Origin of the sequence: Paenibacillus sp. FSL R7-0340 (genome assembly GCF_038002205.1) — a bacterium.
GTDB lineage: Bacteria > Bacillota > Bacilli > Paenibacillales > Paenibacillaceae > Paenibacillus > Paenibacillus polymyxa_B.
On the sequence record NZ_JBBOBY010000001.1, the window covers coordinates 5,132,570 to 5,152,666 of the forward strand.

Genomic DNA, 20,097 nt, shown 5'->3' on the forward strand with positions numbered 1-20,097 from the left:
CCGCCGCATTATTCATCCGGGTATACTCCTTGAAGCAATGGCTGAATGATAGGTTCCAGTTCATCCAGCGCCTGCTGCGGCGTCTTCTTGTTCGTCCAAATCAGATCCAGCCCTGGGGTCAGCTTGGAACCGATATCAGGCCAGTTGCGAAGGGTCGAAGTTGACGGCTTGATCGCATAATCTCTGGCATACTCAATGCCAGCATTTTGAAATTCCGGTGGATGTGCGGCATTATTTGTCCATGACTGGATGGCCTGCTCATCGGTATAATATTTTTCCTCGATAGGCATCCAAAGACCAGACTTGAACAGATCCACCTTTTCGGGATTGTTATGGTACAAATAAAATTCGAGCGCTTCCTTCGGGTGCTTGGTGCTCTGGAAAATGACCGTGGCTCCCGCAACAATCATCGTTTTGGGCTCTTTTAGCTTCGGCAGAACGCCGATACTCCATTGCAGCTGCTTGTTGTTCGAAAAATCGAGCAGGGACCATGTCCCGTCCACCACCATGGCGACCTTTCTTGTCTGAAGCCGAATCGTATTGGACGGCATGTCCTGCTGCTGGATCAAATCAGGAGAAACATGCTCCTTGAAAACCAGATCCTGCAACTTTTGAAAAACCTCCACCGACTCAGGACTGTTCAGGGTGTACTTCTTGCCCGTTTTGTCAGTCAAACCTCCACCGTTGCTCGCTAAAAGAGGCCCCCAGGAGCTGCGGTCATTGCCAAAGGCAAAGCCGTATTGCACAATATTTTTCGGATCAAATCCACTGTCTCCCGGATGCTTGCCGTTCTGATCCTTGGTCAGCTTTTTGGCAATTTCCAGAAATTCATCCCATGTCCACGCTTTTTGAGGATCAGCCGGAGGGACGGGTACCCCTGCTTCTGTAAACAACTCCTTGTTGTAAAATAACTGCATCACTTCCAATGCGGTGTAATTTCCGATAGACTTGCCAGGTTCGCTGTAGAGATAGGAGGATTTGAGCTTGTTTTTTAATTCGGGATATTCGTCATAATAAGAGGATAAATCCAGGAGTCTGCCTTCACTTGCCCATTTCATCGTGAGGGAATCGCCCAAGTAGGCGATATCAGGAAGCTGATTGGCAGCCATTAACGTGTTAATTTTCGTCGTGTAGTCACCAGGGACATGCTCGCCCTTCACCCGGATGTTCGGGTGGGATGCATTAAAGCTTTGAATCATTTTTTCCATCGCCTGCTTCTCGTCATTGCTTCCCCAGTACATGAACTTGAGTTCGACCGCATTGGGATTAGCCGGTTCGCCAGCGTTACCACTGCAAGCCGTCAGCCCTGTCAACATCGCCGTCATCACGAGAGCCATCCATGTCCGTAACCTTCGTTTCAGCAAATCAACCGGCCCCTTCCTGAACTGGTTTCTCCTTACAAGCCTATTATGCGCCGAGAGCCCAGAGCCGACCACCCAACGACTCCAGACTCTCTTTGTTTTGGTATGATTTTTTTAACAGCGCGTTTACAAAAATGTTTTACGAAACTCCGTCGGGGTCAGTCCGGTATGCTTTTTAAAGGCAATGCTAAAATAGTTGGTATCTGTGAATCCCACAACCTCCGCTACCTCCGCCACCTTGCGATTCGCGTCCAGCAGCAGTTCTCGGGCTCGCTCAAAGCGAACACGCGTCTGGTAGTCGGCGAAGCTTTCACCTGTAACTTGCTTGAAACGGGCACTCAAATATTTGGGGCTCATATTCATGTACTCTGCAAGACGGTTCAGCCCGCCATCCTCCTGAAGGTGCTCCCGAATCCATTCCTTGGCCCGTTGGAATTTGCGTGGAATCCCCTTCTCACGTGATTCTCGGACATGACGACCCACCCGGACAAAATAACGCGATACATAATCAATCATCTCGGGCCCATGCCGTAATCGGGACAGCTCCAACAACGGGTCCTGCTCCTGTATGGACGTTTGTCCTACAGATGCATCACTCTGAACGATCCGCATGACGAACAGCACGAGCTGAGTGACAATCATTTTCACCTGCTTGACGGGCAACCCTGCCAACTGTCCTGACCATTCCTGTAAAATCGCATGTACGGCAGCATCATTGCCTGCTCGAATTTCCGTAATCATTAGCAGTTCCTTCTCCAGTAATTGACTGCTGTTCGGCTCGGCCGCCTGAATACTCTCATAGGGGATGATCTGGCTATAGCCCACCCACCCCCGATGCTCTGCCGCTTGCACAGCTTCCTCATACGCTTCGGGAAGTTGCTCCATCCGTTGTACGGGACGGCTAATCCCGATGGACACGCCCTGGCTCAATCGTTCTTGCACGGCCTGCCGAATCTGCTGTGCCGTCCGTTCCGCCGCCCTGCAAGATGCCGTCGCCAGCAGCACAACATGCCGATCGCGGGAAACCGCCGCACCATGCGCCTTCGCCCCGGCTGCTGCCGCAGCCTCCCCAGCCAGTCCGGCGAATACATGGCTGCTTTTATGCATGGAACCGTGTGGCTTGCTAGTGGCGGTTGCCTCCTGCTGCGACGCCTCCTCCAGCTCGCAGCACAGCACGGTATAAGGCGGCCCATTCGTCTCGCCGAAAAATCCCAGCCCGTCCATGTCCCGAATGACCTCGGCTGCAGGACGCCGCTGCTGGAGCAAATCCAGCAGTAGATGCTCCCTGTACAATGGCTCCAATGAACGATGGCGGTGAATGGCTTCCTCCTCGCTTCTTCGCCATTGCGCAATGCGATCCTCTGCCCGGCTCAATGCCGCTTCGAAATCCTCGCTGGTCACCGGCTTGAGCAAATAATCGACCGCTTGAAGCGAAACTGCCTGACGAATATATGTCATAGATTCGTACCCTGTCAGGAATAATAACGGGGTCTGCTGATCCTTTTCCCGAATGGTTTTTGCTACGTCCAGTCCACTCATATCCGGTAAATTAATATCCAGTAAAATCATGTCCGGTCGCTGCTCCGTATACAAACGTAATGCCGTCGCGCCGTCCTCCGCCACATCACTGACTTCCACTGACAGGCCACTTTCCGCCACCATCAGCTTCAGTCCTTCCCGAATATGATATTCGTCGTCCACAATCAGCAGCCGGTACATGCCTTCCTCCCCTTTCTTATTCGGTTCGAATGGGTGCCAGTAAAGTAACCGAGGTGTACTGACCCGGCTCGCTTGTCACGGACAGTCCATATTGCGGACCATAATGCCGAAGACGTTCATGCACATTGCGCAGCCCAAAGCCAATAGCATTCCCCCGTTCCGCATCCAGCGACTTCCGGATATCGTTCAGACGCTCGGCTCCAATACCGCCCCCATCATCACTGACCGTCAAACGCAACATATCCCCTTCCCTTGTACCGGATAACATGATATAGCCACGGTCGGTACGCCCTTTTAAGCCGTGGTAAATAGCATTTTCGACGAGTGGCTGGAGGATTAGTTTGGGTACATAAAATCCGCAAATATCCTCCTCGACCTCGCAAATCCACTCGAACGAATTCCTAAACCTGAACTGCTGCACCTTCACATAGGCGCTTACATGCTCGACTTCCTGTCCCAAACTGATTTGCTCTCGGCCATAACTTAGCGAAATGCGAAAGCATTTTCCGAAGGCACCGATTACCTCTGCCATATCCCGTTGCCCATTCGCCAAGGCCATTCCCTTCAGGGATTCTAGCGTGTTGTACAAAAAATGCGGATTAATCTGCGCCTGAAGCGCGCGGAACTCAGCCTGCTTACGCGACAGCAACGCTTCGTAGACCTGACCGTACAGTTCATGATTTTTTTGCATCATATGAAGAAAACGCTCCCCGATCTGCCCTACCTCATCCTTAGGATTAAAAACAACGGAAGTAGGAGCTTCGAAAGCTTGGGCTGAGCCTGTAGCGCTCACACTCCCATCGACCGCCATTAATCGGCTCAATTGAAGCAGGGGGCGACGAATCGTGTCACTCAGCCGATAAGACAGCATCCAGCCCAACATCAGTGCAATCAAAAAAGTCCAGATGGTCCAGGCACCAATTTTCCGCGCATCCTCGAACAGCACAGACTGATCGACTTTTTGCAGCAGCGTCCATTGTCCTTCATTTAACGGGCCGTAAGAGATCATCGTCTGGCGCCCGTTCCATGTTCTCCAGTCCTTCGTAAGCACAGGCCTATCCACAGCCGATTTGGCAATCTGCCGCAATAGCGCTTGATCCGCAACACCCTGCTCCGGCAATCGGTATACAGGCTCGCCCTCCTGATCCAGCACCCACATCTGGGTATTGCCATCTGTTTCATGAAAAGCAAGCCCCCGAAATAGACTGGCCTTGTCGATTTCCAGCAGCAAAAATCCGAGTGGTGCATAATCTCCAGTCGTTTTTCGGAGCAGTTTCCCCACATAGATGCGATCCTCCGCCATCCCGCGTCCGGATTCAAACGGCGAATGAGCCATCCACATCATGGGCCGCTCGGCGAGTAGGCGGCGATAGTACACACGTGCTTCCTCTAATGTAGGAAGGCCGCCAAAACGGACCGAAACATTCCCCTGATAGAGAGAATGCTTGAGCCCGCCATTGGCGGCATATATGAGAGAGGACGTGATATACGGCTTGGTCTGGGTTTGCGTACGGACAACCATACTGAGGGTTTCATCGTTCCGTAAATATTCATAATCATCTTCCGGCTTGGTCTCCAGTGTGGACTGCACATCAGGATTGCTGAGAATGGCATTGGTTAGATCATTCAAATCGGAGAGCGTCGCATTGACGTAATTTTCACTCATTTGCCGGGACTGCATAGCCAGCGCTTCCGACTTCTCACCAAGGGAATGGGCCGCGATCCGGTAAAAGGTAAAGGTCAGCACCACCATCGGAATGACGGTGAGTACCAGCGTCAGTACAATGAATTTCCCACGGATTGTAGGAATCCCGGCGAACTTTTGACGACCACGGCCTCCCATTCATCTGCCTCACTTACACATAGGCTGGGAGCCATGTCCCGTGGGCTGCAATTAGGTCATCACACAGAGAAACGATATCATCCATGGACAACTCTGCGGACGTGTGCGGGTCCAACATAGCAGCATGATAAATGTGCTCCTTTTTCCCGGTGATTGCAGCTTCAATCGTTAACAGCTGGGTATTAATATTCGTCCGGTTCAGCGCAGCGCATTGGGGTGGCAAATCCCCGACAAAGGTTGGCGTAACCCCGTTACGATTCACCAGACAAGGTACCTCCACACAGGCTTCCTTCGGCAGATTGGTAATTAAGCCTGTGTTCATCACATTGCCGCCAATGGCAAAAGGCTGATTCGTTTCGATCGCCTCAAATATATAAGAGGCATACTCGTTTGACCGTTCATGACGCAGATCCTGATTACCCAAAAGCTCTTCACGCATCGTTTCCCATCGTTCAATCTGGCTCACACAGCGACGCGGGTATTCATCCAAAGGAATATTGAAGCGCTCGATCAGCTCAGGGTATGCCCGTTTGATAAAATACGGATGATATTCCGCGTTATGCTCGGACGATTCCGTAATGTAATAGCCGAATTTTAGCATCATTTCAAAGCGCACCATATCATGATGCTTTTCCTGTTGCTTAGCGGCGGCTCGTTTTTTAATCTCAGGATACAAATCCACACCGTCCTTGCTCACTTCGAGCAGCCACGCCATATGATTAATGCCTGCGATTTTTGCCTTTACACCTTCCTGCTCCAGCCCGAGGCTTTTAAACAGTTCCGGTATACACGCCTGCACGCTATGACACAGCCCTACCGTACGGACACCGCCATAAACGTTCATCACATTCGTTAGCACTGCCATCGGATTCGTGTAGTTGAGAAACCATGCATCTGGGCACACCTCGCGCACATCTGCCGCAAAATCGAGCATCACCGGAATCGTACGTAAATTGCGGAAAATACCGCCAATACCAACCGTATCGGCAATCGTTTGGCGCAGGCCATATTTTTTAGGAATTTCAAAATCCGTAATTGTACACGGATCATAGCCGCCTACTTGGATGGCGTTTACCACATAGGTCGCCCCACGCAGTGCTTCCTTGCGATCAGTGTAGGAGCGAATCACACAGGTACTCCCTGTTGTTTTTTTCAAATTGGATAAAATATTTTCCGAATCTTTTAGCCTTACAGGGTCAATATCGAACAACGCCAACTCAAAGCCCTGCAAAGCAGGCGTCAACATACAATCGCCAAGCACATTTTTAGCAAATACCGTACTGCCTGCACCCAGAAATGTAATCTTGCTCATACTTTTTCCCCCCATTCACATTTTTGTTCGCAGCTTTGCACTCCAAATGCAAGGATACCCACCGCCACTCTCCCCTTTACAGGAGGAAAGTGACGATGGGAAAGGTTAGTCATGACTATGCGTTGTTGCCTCCCATCAGGATACCCCCGCTGATTTAGCGGAGCTAATAGGCCGAAGCGGTAAGGCAGATGTTACCGAGGGTGTCGTAGTTGACGAGGTTACTGAATTCTCCGGACTAACCGGTGTTACCGATGAATCCGCAGCCCCAGCCTCAATCACAGTTACCTTCGCAATTGCCTTTAACTCTGTCCCTTCTACTTTACCCTTCAACTCAAACGAACCTGGAGCAGCATATTGTGCAGGGTCTATATCCTCCCATTCCACAGCCACCCATTTGGTGGAGCCTTCTCCATACGTAGCTTCCACGACGCTTGGCAGTTCGGGTTTTTCACCTGCACGAGTCGTCACGTTTACTTCTTTTAAAGCCGTGATTTTCTCGGCTCCCGTTAGGTTTTGTGCTGTACCAGAGGCCAGTCCTGCCACCTCGGTTGCATTCAAAGCACGGCTGTAGATACGGAATTCATCCACCAGACCATTGAAGTACGGATCAGGGTACTGAGATTTGCCGATGAAATTATTTTTGGTCTGACCCAGACTGGTAGGATTCAAGGTCAGGTTGGTATTGCGTCCCACTTCTTTTCCATCCACGTATAAAATACCTGTGGAACCCGAAAGCGTGACCGCAACATGCTTCCATACGCCTGTTGGCAGTACAGGGCCTTCAATCGTCTGCTCCTGTCCCTGCCCGTTGCCTTGGTTGGTAATGGCAAACAGCATGGTATTTCCTGCTTTAGGCGTCAGGAACATATATTCATTCGTCCCGGAGCCGAAGTCAAAAATCCGCACATAATCGCTCAGGCTGTTCGCTTTGACCCAGCCGGATACGGTCAATTGCTGTGTCCGACTGACAATACCCGCCGGAAGCTGCACATAGCTGTCCTTGCCGTTCAGGCTGACAGCATTGCCTGTTTTACCCGCAGCCCATGCAGCCGTTCCCTTCACGGCAGCATCATTGCCACTGTCCGATGAATCCGCAACTATAGAACCGCTTGTTTCATCAAACTTGTAAACTGCAAGCTGTTCAAGTAACGGAGCCGCCGCTTCAGCTACCACCGTTACTTTAGCCTCAGCTGACAACTGAGAATCGCTGGCTGTCAGCTTGAACACATACGTTCCTGGCTCGGAAACGTCCACCTTCGTGCGCAGCGATGTTTTGTTACTGAATGTGACCTTCGCGTCCTGTGGTCCTTCGACCAGACTCCACTCGCTCGTCACCTTACCTTGTGGAAGTCCATCATCCGTAGCCGTGCCTTTCAGAATGATCTGATCCGGCAGCTTTACCTTCGAATCTTTGCCAGCATCCACGATAGGTGCTTTGTTCGGATCAGGTGTGGTCGGTGTCAGCTCTATCGTATAGGAGGATGCTGTACCAATCTCCAATTTAAGTTTGTTGGTGGTCGCATACGCATTAAACTTTCCTTGCGATTGACCGCCCACTTTAACCAGATACGTTCCTTTCTTCAAACCGTCAAATGTAACGTACGTGGAATGGGCTTGGCCCGGCGTTTGATTTTTCAGTTGGAACCATACATAATCCTTGGATGTTGCCAACTTGGCTTCTGTATATTGGTCCTTTTCCAGCTCGATATACAGCTTTTCCGTAATCAGATTGACCCGCTTGAACAGGCCGTCCAGTGGCTTGATCGTATACACGTTGCCGCTTTTGCTCACCTCTGCACCGTAGCCCGTCAATCCAAAAATAGGATCAATCGCGATATCAGCACTTAATGTTTTGAGCGCACCGAACAATCCGAGATCAGCCTCACCGCTCATGCCGCGCCAGCCGTTAAAGAGCGGAACATTTTTACCGCCGCCAGTGCCGTTCGTGCCGTTATTGCCTTTTTCCGCTTGATACGTCCATGCGACCGCCCCGATGTTTTCAGGGTCGGAGCTGATTTGCCCGGAGTTAATCGCTCCAACATTGGCAATTTTAGCTGCATAGGACAACCGCTGTTGTTCCTCACGGTGATTGTCCTCATGATGGCGAATCCAGTCATCCATCGCATATCCGGCAAGCGAAGTCGTGTACTGGAAGTTAAACCAGTTCTCCCCGGTAATCGTCACCGGATCGGTGTAGTAGTACCATACGGGCATATGACCGCGTGCCGCACGGGTTTTGGCATTAATTTTACTCATCATTTCCAGGGCTTTACTTTGCTCGCCCTCTGTATCTATATTCTGCTTGGCTAACGTATATACAGCCTCTTCCCCTGTATTGTCATAGCTATATTCAGAACCGTAAGGATACTTTGTATTTTTAAAATTGTTATATTTACGATCCATTTTTTCCTTGAGATCATTCGCTTCATCATCATAGCCTTCATCATGAAGTGCCTGAATAATATCCGGTGTGGTCAGTTCGCCCATCAAACCTGTTTCCCAGTTGTACGCGACTGGCCCTTCATACAATGCTTTGAAAATGTTATACGCCCGCAGCAAATAGGTTTCCTTTGGATGCTTGTAAGTGACAAGATCCGGGTATTCCTTGGCAATCTTGTACATGCTGAAATACGTGTTGTATACGTGCGGATACGCATACCCTCGATAGGTCGGTGTATCGTTAGGCTCTGGCATCAAGAAATCATGAATTAAATAATCCTCATGATGTCCGTTCATCAGATTTGTCCAGATCGCCGTCTCCAAATAATCGTCTACTGCCCGCACCTCTTTGGCGACTGGAGACAGTGTGTTTTTCTCAGCCAGGAACTGTCCGTGGGTCAGACCCCAATCGTCTCCCCAGCCCCAATAGCCGTTGAAAATGTTGCGTTTGGATTTGGTATGCATCATCCAATCATCAAATACCTTGTCGCGCAGATCACCCGGTACATTCCATTGGGTTTTGTCGACCATAAATGTAGCATGCCGTTGCAACGCCTGATCAATCGGCTCGATGGCATAGAACTGTAACACCGTTTTGTTGCCGTTGCCGTATTCTACCGTTATGAAGTTCGGACCCAGCTTAGTAAATTTCAGTTCATAAATGTAATGTCCTCCGGCCTTGCTATCTGTCTGCGGAATAACGGTTCCGTCTGGATAGGTTACTTTGCTGATCGCCTGCTTGGAGCGCAGGTCCACCTTCGCTTTTTGATTCGTAGGCACGATCATGCCGGGTACGACTGTTGTATCCACCAAGTTTTCTTGGTACAACGTATCTTTTACATCATGCTCGTCCTTCACCGCCAGAAACTTGAAGCCATAGTTTTTGCTTTGACCAGGATTCAGGATCAGGCTTGTATTGGGCAAGTACCCCCGATTCGTGGACTTGATGACATTGGAATGAATATAAAATACATTGAGGCCTTCCAGCCATTTACCTTCGTTGGCTGGATTCCAGGCCCATTTGCTGCCCGGATGCTCCTCATCCCGCCAGTGATCCTGATATTCAAAACCCGCACCTGTTGTGGAATCAGGAATCAGCAGCAGGGAAGAACCAATGCCGCTGGGACGCCCAGCTGTAATATAGGAGCTGTTATTGCCGACAAAGGAATGCGTCACCACTCTAGTTTCGTAGATCGCATCACCGTTGGTCCACTGCTCATTAAAAGGCAGAGGCAAACCGAAATCGCCAATCTCCAATTTTTTTCCACTTGTATTCTGCACCTGTATATTCCACAGCACCGAACCATTCGACTCTGCCGAATACGTTTCAATGACTTTAAAATTGCGTATGCCTTCTGCGTTAGTAGAATTCTCGTACGTGACAGTGACACGGTTACCACTGGTTGTGATCTTACGTGCGTCTGCCGACTTGTTCGTCCATGCCTTCGTCCAGCTGCCTCCATCCAAGCGGTACGTGAACATCAGCTCTCCTAGCCACTGATGATCTGCGGTGTTCTGCTCAGGTGTAACCGTTGCGTTCATCACGTACTCTGTCGGGAAAGCATCTCCCTTGATACGTATGGATGAAATTTCACCGTGCTCACCTGTCTGAATCGTCAGCTTGTCATTGGATAGTTCATGGGCCTCTGCCGTATGCGTCCCAAACAACACAGACGCTGTGGTTAAAAACAAAAATGCCGCCAATATTCCCTTAAATTTCATCAACACGGCCTCCTTTGGGATCTCGGGGTCCTGATTTGCTTGCCAATCACCTGAAGTCTCTTCATTTCGCCGCAACCTCCTTGGAAATGTAAGCGTTACAACTCTATTGTACAAATCCTTGTCCATTGGTAAAATCAACATTTTCAACCGATTTATATAGGATTTCAACCTAATAGAGGGATACTGTTAGATCGGCAATCAACCAAGCTACGACAGATTTATCTGAATTAAGATTACTGATGATGGAGAGAAAGAAATTTAGATAGGGAGCAAGGAGGCATTTTTAGATATATCGGGGTGTGATCAGATTATACAAACGGACACTATAAAATCGAGAATTTATTTTGAGCTGCTGTAGTGGGGAATCGATACGTTGGGTTTTCCAGATGCGAGGGTATTTATTAAGATAGATTCGCTCCTAAGGTAGAATTTGGAGTCTGCGTATGTAAAGAATTTTGGGGATAGGGTATGGGGAAAAAATCTGCTGAAAGCATCTATCGACTGGGCTGATTCCAATGGTATGCTTTGTATTGGTCAACCCCCATTTTATAGAGCTAACAAATCATATCTATCCCATAGCAATAGCAAGAGGCATGTAAACCGTACAAATATAAATACTGCCCCAAAATCTATTTTTAGGGCAGTATCAACATATCTCATTATTTTTCTATTTTTATAGTTCTTGAATTGTTGGACGAATAATCATCTCATTAATTGCTACATCGGCTGGCTGCTCAATTGCAAATGCTATGGCACGAGCAATGTTAGAAGGCTCGATAGCAATTTTCATAACCTCATTAATTGCTGTTTTTAACTCTGAGTTTGAAATTGCTGCTGTTAATTCTGTATCAATCGATCCTGGCGAGACAATAGTCGTTCGAATATTGTTGATACACTCTTCTCTACGAAGGCCTTCTGTAATGGCACGCACAGCAAACTTTGTACCACTATAAACTGAACTAGCAGGGAATACTAAGTGCCCTGCTATAGAGGAAACGTTAATGATATGCCCTTCTCTTCTTTCTCTCATGGTTGGAAGAACGGCAGCAATACCATAAAGTACACCCTTTATGTTAACATCCACCATCAAATCCCATTCTTTGATTTTCTTTTCATGAACAGGGGATAACGGCATGACTCCTGCATTATTGACCATTACGTCTATTTTTCCAAACTCTTTAAGCGCATAATCCGCTAACTCTTCCATCTGCTCATGTGAGGAAACATCCGTCACTTTATAAACAGCTTGCCCGCCATTATTTTGAATTGCTTCTTGCAGCTTTTGCAAACGAGCTTCACGACGAGCGGCCAGTACCAGCTTCGCACCTTTAGAGGCAAGTTCTTTTGCAGTCGCTTCTCCAATTCCACTTGAGGCACCTGTAATAATGACAACCTTATCTTGAATATTTGACATATAATTCACATCCTTTCTTGATGAAAACGTGATAACAATAAAAATGTTATTCTTCGATATGAAACCATGGACCTGAAGCTTGGATGACACCCCAAAGTTTTTCCGGAAGCTCAAGCTCACTAACTTTTGAAGCCTTTATCGCTGTTTGGATTTCAGACTCTTGTCCACTTTGAACCTTTTCTACCCAGTCTGGATTCATGATTAACGTATGACCAATAGCCGCTAAGGACAGCCCCTTATCTAAAGCCGTTACAACGTCATCCGGAGTGTCCATAGCACCAGCTGCCATTACAGACAATCTGCCATTTACATGTTCTATAATTAATTCAAGATATGTTTTTTCATCCTGACTATCGAACGGCTTTAACGAGAGCGCATTTACGAGTGAAGCATGCACATAATCGACACCTTCTTCAATCAGGTGATCAATTAATGTATAGGTATCTTTCATTCGCAGACCACCTTCAATTGGTTCATCAGGAGAAAGCCTGTAACCCAATATAAACGGTTTTGTAGCAAATTTTCGAATCACATTTTTCATTTCTTGAATAACCGCCAACGGAAAGCGCAAGCGATTTTCTAAAGAACCTCCCCATTGATCCTCACGTCTGTTGAAGAATGGAGAAAAGAAGTTTTGCAGCAAAAATCCATGTGCACCATGAATTTCAACGCCATCAAATCCTGCTTCAATGGCTCGTCTTGTTGTTTCTCCAAATGCACGAATTACTTCCATGATCTCATCATGTGAAAGTGCTCTCGGTAAAACGGAAGGAGCAAATGCCGTAGCTTCAGTCTGTACAGCACTGGAACTTACCACATCTCCATTTGGAGTTAAGGTCGGAAGTGCTTTGTTGCCTGCGTGGAAAACTTGAAGTACCGCAGGAGCTCCTCCACTTTTCGCCGCATCGGCTAATTTTCGTAAACTTGGAATAAATGTATCGTCATAGCCTGCAAATTCATGCGTAAAACCTATACCGTTTGGTTGGACATGCGTACAGCCTGTTATAACCAAACCTACACCGTTCACTCTTTTTTTATAATAATTTACTTCTTCATCTGAAATCGTGTAATCGTCATTACTGGCCCAAGTTGTCATAGGCGCCATAATGACTCGATTTCTAAGGTCGATTCCATTTTTGAGTGTAAAGGATTCAAATAGTTTGTTATATTTTGCGTTCATTTTCTAACCTCTTTCTAGTTATTCATTTATAAACTGTAGTAATTGTTGTCTTAAGTTAAAGCATTTATTCGCATTCCCAGAGGAGATTACCAGTTGATGAGCGCTCACAACATTGGTACAATGACATCATAAAGTATTCGAGTAACTCGAAGTCAATAGCAGGGAGGTTCGAAATTTTGAATCAGACATTACATGAACCAAAATATACGGTAAAAGATGTATCTGAAATAACTGGCCTTACAAAACATACGATCCGTTACTATGATGACCAACAATTAATACCTTTCGTTTCGAGAGACGGCAGAAACAATCGCTTATTCTCTGAACATGATCTGGATTGGTTGCGAATGGTGCATTGCTTTCGTATTTCAGGATTGCCGATTTCAGAAGTCAAACATTACATTGCTATGTGTTTGCAAGGTGATGAGACGATTCCTGAAAGGGCTGAGCTTGTTGTAAAACAAGAAAAAGAACTAGAAGCGAAGATCCATGAGTACAACCTTCAATTAATGCACATAAAAGAGAAGAAGGCTTACTACGAAAGTGTTTTGGCTGGTCAATTAGACGATACCTGGAATCCAGTTAACAATAACCCAGAATGTGGAGAAAAGTACGATATACCGGAACATATCAAATCAGCGTCAAAAGTTCATGCTTGATCTTAGAAGATAGTCTACGGCTTCGAGTACACTCGAAGTCAATTTTTTTGTGTATTTAATTTTGACGGATATTGCACCAATCTGCCTGTTACTTCAATGAAAGAGGGAGCATTCGCCGCGGCAGTGTGCTCCCTGTTCTAAATTTAACTATCGTTTTCCGTTAGTTGAACCCCGAATTAAATTAAGTTGTAGGTGGTAGTGAGAGGATTAGGCAAACATTTGGCACGAACGGGATAACGATCGCTTTGTCATCTGGTGCATAATAAGGATGTGAAGTGGGTGTCTGTTATGAATATGGATTGTAGTTGATTTACACATAATAATTAAAAATACTGGAGGATTTTATATGCAAAAAGTAACTTTGAACAATGGTGTTGAGATGCCTATACTCGGTTTTGGTGTTTATCAGATCCAAGATGCAAATGAATGTGAACAAAGTGTTTATGACGCTATTATGGCAGGCTATCGGTTGATAGATACCGCTGCCTCTTATTTAAATGAAGAAGCAGTTGGCAGAGCGATTAATCGAAGTGGCGTGACAAGAGAGGAGTTATTTATCACTACGAAACTTTGGGTTCAGGATACTGGTTATGAGCGTACAAAAAAGGCATTTGAAAAATCACTGGAAAGATTGCAGTTGGATTATTTGGATTTGTATTTAATTCACCAGCCATATGGAGATGTATTTGGTTCTTGGCGCGCTATGGAGGAATTGTATCGTGAAGGAAAGGTCCGTGCAATCGGCGTTAGTAACTTCCATGAGGATCGCCTGATCGATTTGATTATTCATAATGAAGTAGTTCCTGCCGTAAACCAGGTTGAAACGCACCCATTCAATCAGCAAATTGAAAATGCAAAATTCATGAAAGAGAATAACGTTAAGATCGAATCCTGGGCGCCTTTTGCTGAAGGGAAAAATAACTTGTTCCAGCATGAGATATTGGCAGCCATAGCTGAAAAGTATAATAAATCCGTTGCTCAGGTGGTTTTACGCTGGTTGACACAAAGAGAAGTTGTTGTGATTCCAAAGTCTGTTCGTAAAGAAAGAATTATCGAAAACTTCGATATCTTTGACTTTGAGTTAAGCCAAGAGGATATGGAGTCGATTACTACGTTAGATACGAAACAGAGCCTGTTCTTTTCACATCGCGATCCTGACATGGTGAAATGGATCGGTAGCCGTAAACTCGATATCTAACCCTCTTTCAAAAGATCACCCGTAGGTTTTGATTACGCCAAAAGAACCAACAATTTAACAATAACCGTTAGAAGTATGGAGTAGATGCCCTAAGGAAATCTACTCCTCTTTTTTCGTTTACGGTATCAATGTATTTATTGAACTATCGTGTACGCTTAGTTTAATACATTTATCAAAGAAGGGACGTCCCCCATCACAGATGTCTGGAGAAACGCCCCTGTCGGCGGTGATCGCTACAAAGCAATACATTTATGTCGTAGGAGCACAATGTCCCCTTACCAAATTATTGCACCGCAGAAATATTGAGGGCGGCCTCTATTTGATATTGGCATTATTATCGAAAAATACTGCATTTCTTTCCCTCTATGCAACCTGCGTAATAACAAGGTGCGCGGAAACTGGTCTTGTTCCTCCAGCTAATGGAGTGATCGTGAGTGCCGCGGCATTGCCAGCAGGATTTCGCACTGTGAGTACTGAATTAATGACCGTTGTTTGTACAAGAGCCATTCCTACTATTTGAGAAGTACCTGTTGCACGCCCGACCACCGTATAAGCCAGGTCAGCGCCGTTGAGTGTTAAAATGAGTTGACCCGGTTCGTTTACACCTACCTGAAACAAAACCTGATAAGTGCCAATTGTAGCCAAGTTAAAAGAACTCGCATTTATACGGGTAATTGCAGTCCCACTGATTGGACCATCTTGCGGAAAACTCACGTCCGTGTCGGGAGCAACAGTTGCTGCATTATCAGGAGGCATCAAGGCAAAGAAATCTGCAAAGCCTAATACTCCACCTGCTGGTCCTGCTGCTCCTGTTGCTCCTGCTGCTCCTGTTGCTCCTGTTGCTCCTGCTGGACCTGTTAGCCCTGCTGCTCCTGCTGGTCCCGCTGGCCCTGCTGGTCCTGCTGGTCCTGCTGCTCCTGCTGGTCCCGCTGGCCCTGCTGGTCCTGCTGGTCCTGCCAATCCAGCTGCGCCAATTGCTCCTGCAATCCCTGCAAGTCCCTGTGGGCCAAGTGCTCCTGCAAGTCCTTCGGGGCCAAGTGCACCTATCGCTCCTGCAATCCCTGCCAGTCCTTGGGGACCAAGTGCTCCTGCAAGTCCTTGAGGGCCAAGCGCCCCAAGTGCTCCTGCAATCCCTGCAAGTCCTTGGGGACCAAGTGCTCCTGCAAGTCCTTCGGGGCCAAGTGCGCCTATCGCTCCTGCAATCCCTGCCAATCCTTGGGGGCCAAGTGCTCCTGCAAGTCCTTCGGGACCAAGTGCTCCTATCGCTCCTGCAAGTCCTGCCAATCCTTGGGGGCCAAGTGCTCCTGCAAGTCCTTGAGGTCCTGCTTCTGCAATTGCTCCCGCAAGTCCTTGAAGTAATTGCTGACCTTTAGGTGGGGGACACGGTACCCGCACTATTTTTTTAATAACTAGAAGACGTCGTTTCTTTTTTTTCCCTTTTGGATGGCAAACAATTGCGGTTTTCTTTTTGCACGATTTTTTTTTATACAGAAAACTCAACAGTTTCTTTTTTCTTTTCTTTTGGATGGCAAACAATTGTGGTTTTCTTTTTGCACGATTTTTTTTATCCGGACAACTCAACAACGACACCTCCCTATAAAGATAGTTTAGTGTACGTGAGTTGTTTATTTTAGGCATGGACGAATAGCCGGTTATTCGCTAGACTAAAAACCATTTTTAGAATATTGGGTGTTTAGTAGGGTGCTGTTATTTCACAAACCACAACACTCTTTCAGTATGATTACAAAATTTAATCATCCTTCACTGCGTCAACCAAAATCACATTTGGGTCTCTTTTTGTACCTCACAGTGGCAGTGTGCTCCCTGTTCTAAATTCAAATATCGTTTCCCGTTAGTTGAATCATTTCTGTGATTGATCCACCTTGTAGATTCTTCTGGTAAGCGCCTGGTCATCATCTGTCCATAATATTTGGAGCTGTTTGCGGGTTTTTGAGTGCAGGCAGTAGAATGCCATCGATTAGCGCTGTGAAGAAAGGCTTGTCGAACGGTTTGCGCTGGATGAGTCCGCGAAAAGAAGCCACTGAAGTAATGACCTGACAAGCCATCTCAATGTCCGCGTGAGCGGGAATTTCACCGCGGACGACGGCTCGGTTCATAAGCTCGCGGTTCACAACAACCCATGGCTCGAAAATCCCGGCTGTTCCTGCTTCGGCAAATTCCGGATGCTGCAAAAAGGAGCCTAGGCCCGCTAGGACTCGAAATTTTCGTTCAATCGTAGAGCTTTGTCCTTCGGTACACGGTGAGGGGGACACAGGATTTGTGCCGAGACTGATCAACATTGCCAAAACGAAGGGCTTCTCAGCCTATGTGGAAGAGGGGACCAACCGTTGGCCGGCTGTGCACCGCCTTGACGCTGCACATCTATACCGCCTTGCGTTAGAAAAGGCACCCGCCGGTTCACGACTAAATGGGGTCGCAGATGAAGGAGTGCCATTTCGCGACATCGCAAGTGTTATCGGTAAACACCTGAACGTGCCTGTAGTCAGCATTTCACGTGAAGAAGCAGACACCCACTTCGGCTTCCTCAGTACACTTGCAGCGCTCGATATCCCGAGATCAAGCGTTGCAACTCAGGAACTTCTGGGATGGCGGCCTGTGCAGCCTGCACTAATCCACGACCTCGAACAGTCTCACTACTTCAACAACTGATTGGAGGCGAGACCGAGAATCAATCATGGGCCGCTTAATAAAGCACTTGAGAAAAGCGAAGCAAGACATAGACTAGCAACAACATGTATGAAATAGAAGTTTGGATATTAAAACACGAGATCAACACGAATGTATACCACACTGAGTGTTGTTATCTTCATTCGCATCGAACTATTCTGGCTAATCGTATTGTTAGGTCACTTCCCCCAAGAAAATTTTTCGTCTTTACTTATGGTATGGTTCACCACGTTGGCTGAAGGGCAAGTTCTCGAAAAATAGCCTCCTTATCAGAGACTACCCGCGATCTTCCTGTATGATAATCATATGATAAGCGGTATCTTTCCCTATTATTTCTAGCATTTTCTCAATCAAAATTGCTTTTCATCATTTCTTCAAAGAAAGGGCCATCCTTTTGCGGGATAGCCCTTTCTTTGATTTCACATTTTTTTGCAAAGAGAATAAGGGGATGGATTCCTCCGTTTGCGCTTTTGCTTACTTTAATATTGTCCTTTAATTACAAAAGAAGCCCCGGATTGTTCCAGCTAGTTTAGACTCCTGCCTAGCAAACTTAAACTTCTCTTCTAACTCTTTTGGTACCTCCATCCCCTCAGAAAGCTTAAAACCAACGGCCCGCTTTTTAGAGTCATCCACCGTATACATGACATTGATTGCAAGACCATCCTCATAAAAAACGTAGGTGAATTGGATATTTTCCACTTGAAAACGCGACGTTTCTAAAGGTTTAGCCGCAAACGCATTATCACGTTCTTCTATCAAAATTCGGTTCACATAATCAAGGCTCTCCTGGCTTTCGCTAGCGGGTACAACCGTAAATTCATACTTGTATTTATTCATAAAATAACGGGCTTCATTAGCACGTAAACCCGCAAGCGCTTCTGCTACAGGTGAAGACTCTAAACCAACCGTAGACACATCTTTAAAATCAACCAGATACGACAATTTCTATTCCTCCTCTTCTCTCTTTACGCCCTAACAGCAGGAGTCCACATTTCACCAAAATCGATTCAAGAGAAGATTTGAATGGCGAATTTGTTAGTTAGTTTGTTAAATAGTGTTCACATAGACTGGTATTCACCAACACCGCTTTAAATATTCGACCAGCGAGACAATACGATGCTGCCTATAGTTCCTTGAGGTCGGGAAATTAAGGACTCAGAGTATGTCCTACCAAAAAAATCTCGGCCTGTGCCCTGTACTTCCATTAAGGAGGTTCAGATTCACAAGCCAAGACATTTTCATTCATGATGGTAGCCGTTAGGCCATGTTTGTTTGGGAAAACCCCTCTGCATGGAAGGGGAATACCCGCATACGTAAACCAAATGAGTACGAAGCCTATGTGCTCGGCACCACCCGAGCGACTTCTTCGTTACCCGGATCGGATATCTTCAACTGTTGAAGTAGTGACCCTGTTCGAGGTCCGGGATCAGAGCGGGGTGTACTGGCTGCTTCTCAGACGAAGATGACTCGGTCAGCGCTTCGCTCAAAGCCCATTGACCGATAGTTAAGCAAATTGAAGGTCTGGATCTGGAGCGGTTGCTTCTCTCGCCGATAACAAAGTTAGGTTGCGGGGTGCAGGAGGTGGGGCAATTTCTGATGAGATTTTCTGTCTGCATGCTGATATTTCCTTCAAGAACTGAACTGCGAACTGAAACTTAAGTATATGGAGGAGATCAGAAAATAAGAATTCTGGAAGTTGCCTATGTATGTTAATAACGCAAAGGAACGGAGGAGATTGCCTTGGAGTTTCTACTGGTTGTCATGTGGATAGGAATAGTTTAAAAGTAAAAAGAAGAGATGGCATAAAAATAAGCCATCTCTTCTTTTTCATCTATATAAAGCGGGTTATGGGAATCGAACCCACGCTACCAGCTTGGAAGGCTGGAGTTCTAAATTGAACTACACCCGCCATTAATTTATCGGGACGACACGATTTGAATACACGACCCCCTGGTCCCAAACCAGGTGCTCTACCAAGCTGAGCTACATCCCGAAATAGATGCCGGTGAGAGGACTCGAACCTCCACGGTTTCCCTCACGATTTTGAGTCGCGCGCGTCTGCCAATTCCGCCACACCGGCTTATGAAGTTAATGGCGTCCCCTGAGAGATTCGAACTCCCGACCTTTTGATTCGTAGTCAAACGCTCTATCCAGCTGAGCTAAGGGGACTAATAAGTGGAGCGGACGACGGGAATCGAACCCGCGACCCTCGCCTTGGCAAGGCGATGCTCTACCGCTGAGCCACGTCCGCAAAAACAAGATGCGCGTGGAGGGACTTGAACCCCCACGTCAATGACGCTAGATCCTAAGTCTAGTGCGTCTGCCAATTCCGCCACACGCGCATGAATACAATGGGAGCCATGAAGGACTCGAACCTTCGACACCCTGATTAAAAGTCAGGTGCTCTACCGACTGAGCTATAGCCCCATCTAAAAATTTAATTTTGTATGTATAATCAATAGCCTGATAGGCGAAAAAAAATCCCCATTATGGGGTTGCTTGGCGGCGTCCTACTCTCCCAGGACCCTGCGGTCCAAGTACCATCGGCGCTGGAGGGCTTAA

General features: G+C 47.0%; 12 protein-coding genes, 7 tRNA genes and 1 pseudogene. 3 read left to right on the plus strand and 17 right to left on the minus strand.

Annotated features, from left to right (window positions below; all coding sequences use genetic code 11):
- Positions 1 to 8: 8 nt before the first annotated feature.
- The 7 genes from MKX59_RS22780 to MKX59_RS22810 form a co-directional block, all read right to left on the minus strand.
- On the minus strand, positions 9 to 1,364 hold the full coding sequence (locus MKX59_RS22780; protein WP_233903842.1) for an ABC transporter substrate-binding protein: 1,356 nt from the start codon (positions 1,362 to 1,364) through the stop codon (positions 9 to 11).
- A gap of 123 nt (positions 1,365 to 1,487) precedes the next feature.
- Positions 1,488 to 3,080, minus strand: a complete 1,593-nt coding sequence (locus MKX59_RS22785) for a response regulator (RefSeq protein ID WP_340858982.1) — start codon at positions 3,078 to 3,080, stop codon at positions 1,488 to 1,490.
- Positions 3,081 to 3,096: 16 nt separating this feature from the next.
- Complete coding sequence (locus MKX59_RS22790) at positions 3,097 to 4,923, minus strand: cache domain-containing sensor histidine kinase (RefSeq protein WP_053324746.1); 1,827 nt, start codon at positions 4,921 to 4,923, stop codon at positions 3,097 to 3,099.
- Between the two features lie 13 nt (positions 4,924 to 4,936).
- Positions 4,937 to 6,235 carry an alpha-glucosidase/alpha-galactosidase gene (locus tag MKX59_RS22795; protein WP_053324745.1) on the minus strand — a complete coding sequence of 433 codons (1,299 nt, stop codon included), beginning with the start codon at positions 6,233 to 6,235 and terminating at the stop codon, positions 4,937 to 4,939.
- 135 nt (positions 6,236 to 6,370) lie between these two features.
- Positions 6,371 to 10,396 (minus strand): DUF5695 domain-containing protein, encoded by a 4,026-nt coding sequence (locus MKX59_RS22800; protein ID WP_340858983.1) that lies wholly within the window; start codon positions 10,394 to 10,396, stop codon positions 6,371 to 6,373.
- Positions 10,397 to 11,069: 673 nt separating this feature from the next.
- The gene (locus MKX59_RS22805) at positions 11,070 to 11,810 is read right to left on the minus strand and encodes an SDR family oxidoreductase (RefSeq protein WP_068938448.1); all 741 of its coding nucleotides are present in this window, start codon (positions 11,808 to 11,810) and stop codon (positions 11,070 to 11,072) included.
- Between the two features lie 46 nt (positions 11,811 to 11,856).
- A complete protein-coding gene (locus MKX59_RS22810; RefSeq protein ID WP_076157685.1) occupies positions 11,857 to 12,990 on the minus strand; it encodes an NADH-dependent flavin oxidoreductase in 1,134 nt (377 codons plus the stop codon).
- A gap of 176 nt (positions 12,991 to 13,166) precedes the next feature.
- Between MKX59_RS22810 and MKX59_RS22815 the strand changes: the two genes are divergently transcribed.
- Both MKX59_RS22815 and MKX59_RS22820 read left to right on the plus strand, forming a co-directional pair.
- Positions 13,167 to 13,649, plus strand: a complete 483-nt coding sequence (locus MKX59_RS22815) for a MerR family transcriptional regulator (protein WP_023987240.1) — start codon at positions 13,167 to 13,169, stop codon at positions 13,647 to 13,649.
- 346 nt (positions 13,650 to 13,995) lie between these two features.
- Positions 13,996 to 14,847: an aldo/keto reductase gene (locus tag MKX59_RS22820; RefSeq protein ID WP_068938446.1), complete on the plus strand. Its 852-nt coding sequence runs from the start codon at positions 13,996 to 13,998 to the stop codon at positions 14,845 to 14,847.
- Between the two features lie 363 nt (positions 14,848 to 15,210).
- On the opposite strand, the gene MKX59_RS22825 is transcribed toward MKX59_RS22820, so the two are convergent.
- Both MKX59_RS22825 and MKX59_RS22830 read right to left on the minus strand, forming a co-directional pair.
- Positions 15,211 to 16,485: a collagen-like triple helix repeat-containing protein gene (locus MKX59_RS22825; RefSeq protein ID WP_081326326.1), complete on the minus strand. Its 1,275-nt coding sequence runs from the start codon at positions 16,483 to 16,485 to the stop codon at positions 15,211 to 15,213.
- A gap of 275 nt (positions 16,486 to 16,760) precedes the next feature.
- The gene (locus MKX59_RS22830; RefSeq protein ID WP_226887793.1) at positions 16,761 to 17,147 is read right to left on the minus strand and encodes a TetR-like C-terminal domain-containing protein; all 387 of its coding nucleotides are present in this window, start codon (positions 17,145 to 17,147) and stop codon (positions 16,761 to 16,763) included.
- Between MKX59_RS22830 and MKX59_RS22835 the strand changes: the two genes are divergently transcribed.
- On the plus strand, positions 17,128 to 17,517 hold the full coding sequence (locus tag MKX59_RS22835) for a hypothetical protein (RefSeq protein WP_226887791.1): 390 nt from the start codon (positions 17,128 to 17,130) through the stop codon (positions 17,515 to 17,517). The genes MKX59_RS22830 and MKX59_RS22835 overlap by 20 nt on opposite strands.
- A 497-nt stretch (positions 17,518 to 18,014) precedes the next feature.
- On the opposite strand, the pseudogene MKX59_RS22840 reads toward MKX59_RS22835, so the two are convergent.
- From MKX59_RS22840 to MKX59_RS22875, 8 genes and pseudogenes are all read right to left on the minus strand, one after another.
- Positions 18,015 to 18,477: pseudogene (locus MKX59_RS22840) on the minus strand (phage tail protein).
- Between the two features lie 897 nt (positions 18,478 to 19,374).
- A tRNA-Gly gene (locus MKX59_RS22845) sits at positions 19,375 to 19,444 on the minus strand.
- Positions 19,445 to 19,454: 10 nt separating this feature from the next.
- Positions 19,455 to 19,528: transfer RNA gene (locus MKX59_RS22850), tRNA-Pro, on the minus strand.
- A gap of 7 nt (positions 19,529 to 19,535) precedes the next feature.
- Positions 19,536 to 19,615, minus strand: a tRNA-Leu gene (locus tag MKX59_RS22855).
- Between the two features lie 12 nt (positions 19,616 to 19,627).
- A tRNA-Arg gene (locus MKX59_RS22860) sits at positions 19,628 to 19,704 on the minus strand.
- A gap of 7 nt (positions 19,705 to 19,711) precedes the next feature.
- Positions 19,712 to 19,786 (minus strand) — tRNA-Gly (locus MKX59_RS22865).
- 10 nt (positions 19,787 to 19,796) lie between these two features.
- Positions 19,797 to 19,877: transfer RNA gene (locus tag MKX59_RS22870), tRNA-Leu, on the minus strand.
- An 11-nt stretch (positions 19,878 to 19,888) separates the two neighbouring features.
- Positions 19,889 to 19,962: transfer RNA gene (locus MKX59_RS22875), tRNA-Lys, on the minus strand.
- Between the last annotated feature and the right edge of the window lie 135 nt (positions 19,963 to 20,097).

What these genes read in the sequence shown, in the direction of transcription:
- MKX59_RS22785 (WP_340858982.1), bottom strand. Translation starts at nt 3,080, where the DNA reads ATGTACCGGCTGCTGATTGTGGACGACGAATATCATATTCGGGAAGGA.
- MKX59_RS22790 (WP_053324746.1), bottom strand. Translation starts at nt 4,923, where the DNA reads ATGGGAGGCCGTGGTCGTCAAAAGTTCGCCGGGATTCCTACAATCCGT.
- MKX59_RS22795 (WP_053324745.1), bottom strand. Translation starts at nt 6,235, where the DNA reads ATGAGCAAGATTACATTTCTGGGTGCAGGCAGTACGGTATTTGCTAAA.
- MKX59_RS22800 (WP_340858983.1), bottom strand. Translation starts at nt 10,396, where the DNA reads ATGAAATTTAAGGGAATATTGGCGGCATTTTTGTTTTTAACCACAGCG.
- MKX59_RS22805 (WP_068938448.1), bottom strand. Translation starts at nt 11,810, where the DNA reads ATGTCAAATATTCAAGATAAGGTTGTCATTATTACAGGTGCCTCAAGT.
- MKX59_RS22810 (WP_076157685.1), bottom strand. Translation starts at nt 12,990, where the DNA reads ATGAACGCAAAATATAACAAACTATTTGAATCCTTTACACTCAAAAAT.
- MKX59_RS22820 (WP_068938446.1), top strand. Translation starts at nt 13,996, where the DNA reads ATGCAAAAAGTAACTTTGAACAATGGTGTTGAGATGCCTATACTCGGT.
- MKX59_RS22825 (WP_081326326.1), bottom strand. Translation starts at nt 16,485, where the DNA reads ATGCCTAAAATAAACAACTCACGTACACTAAACTATCTTTATAGGGAG.
- MKX59_RS22830 (WP_226887793.1), bottom strand. Translation starts at nt 17,147, where the DNA reads ATGTTGATCAGTCTCGGCACAAATCCTGTGTCCCCCTCACCGTGTACC.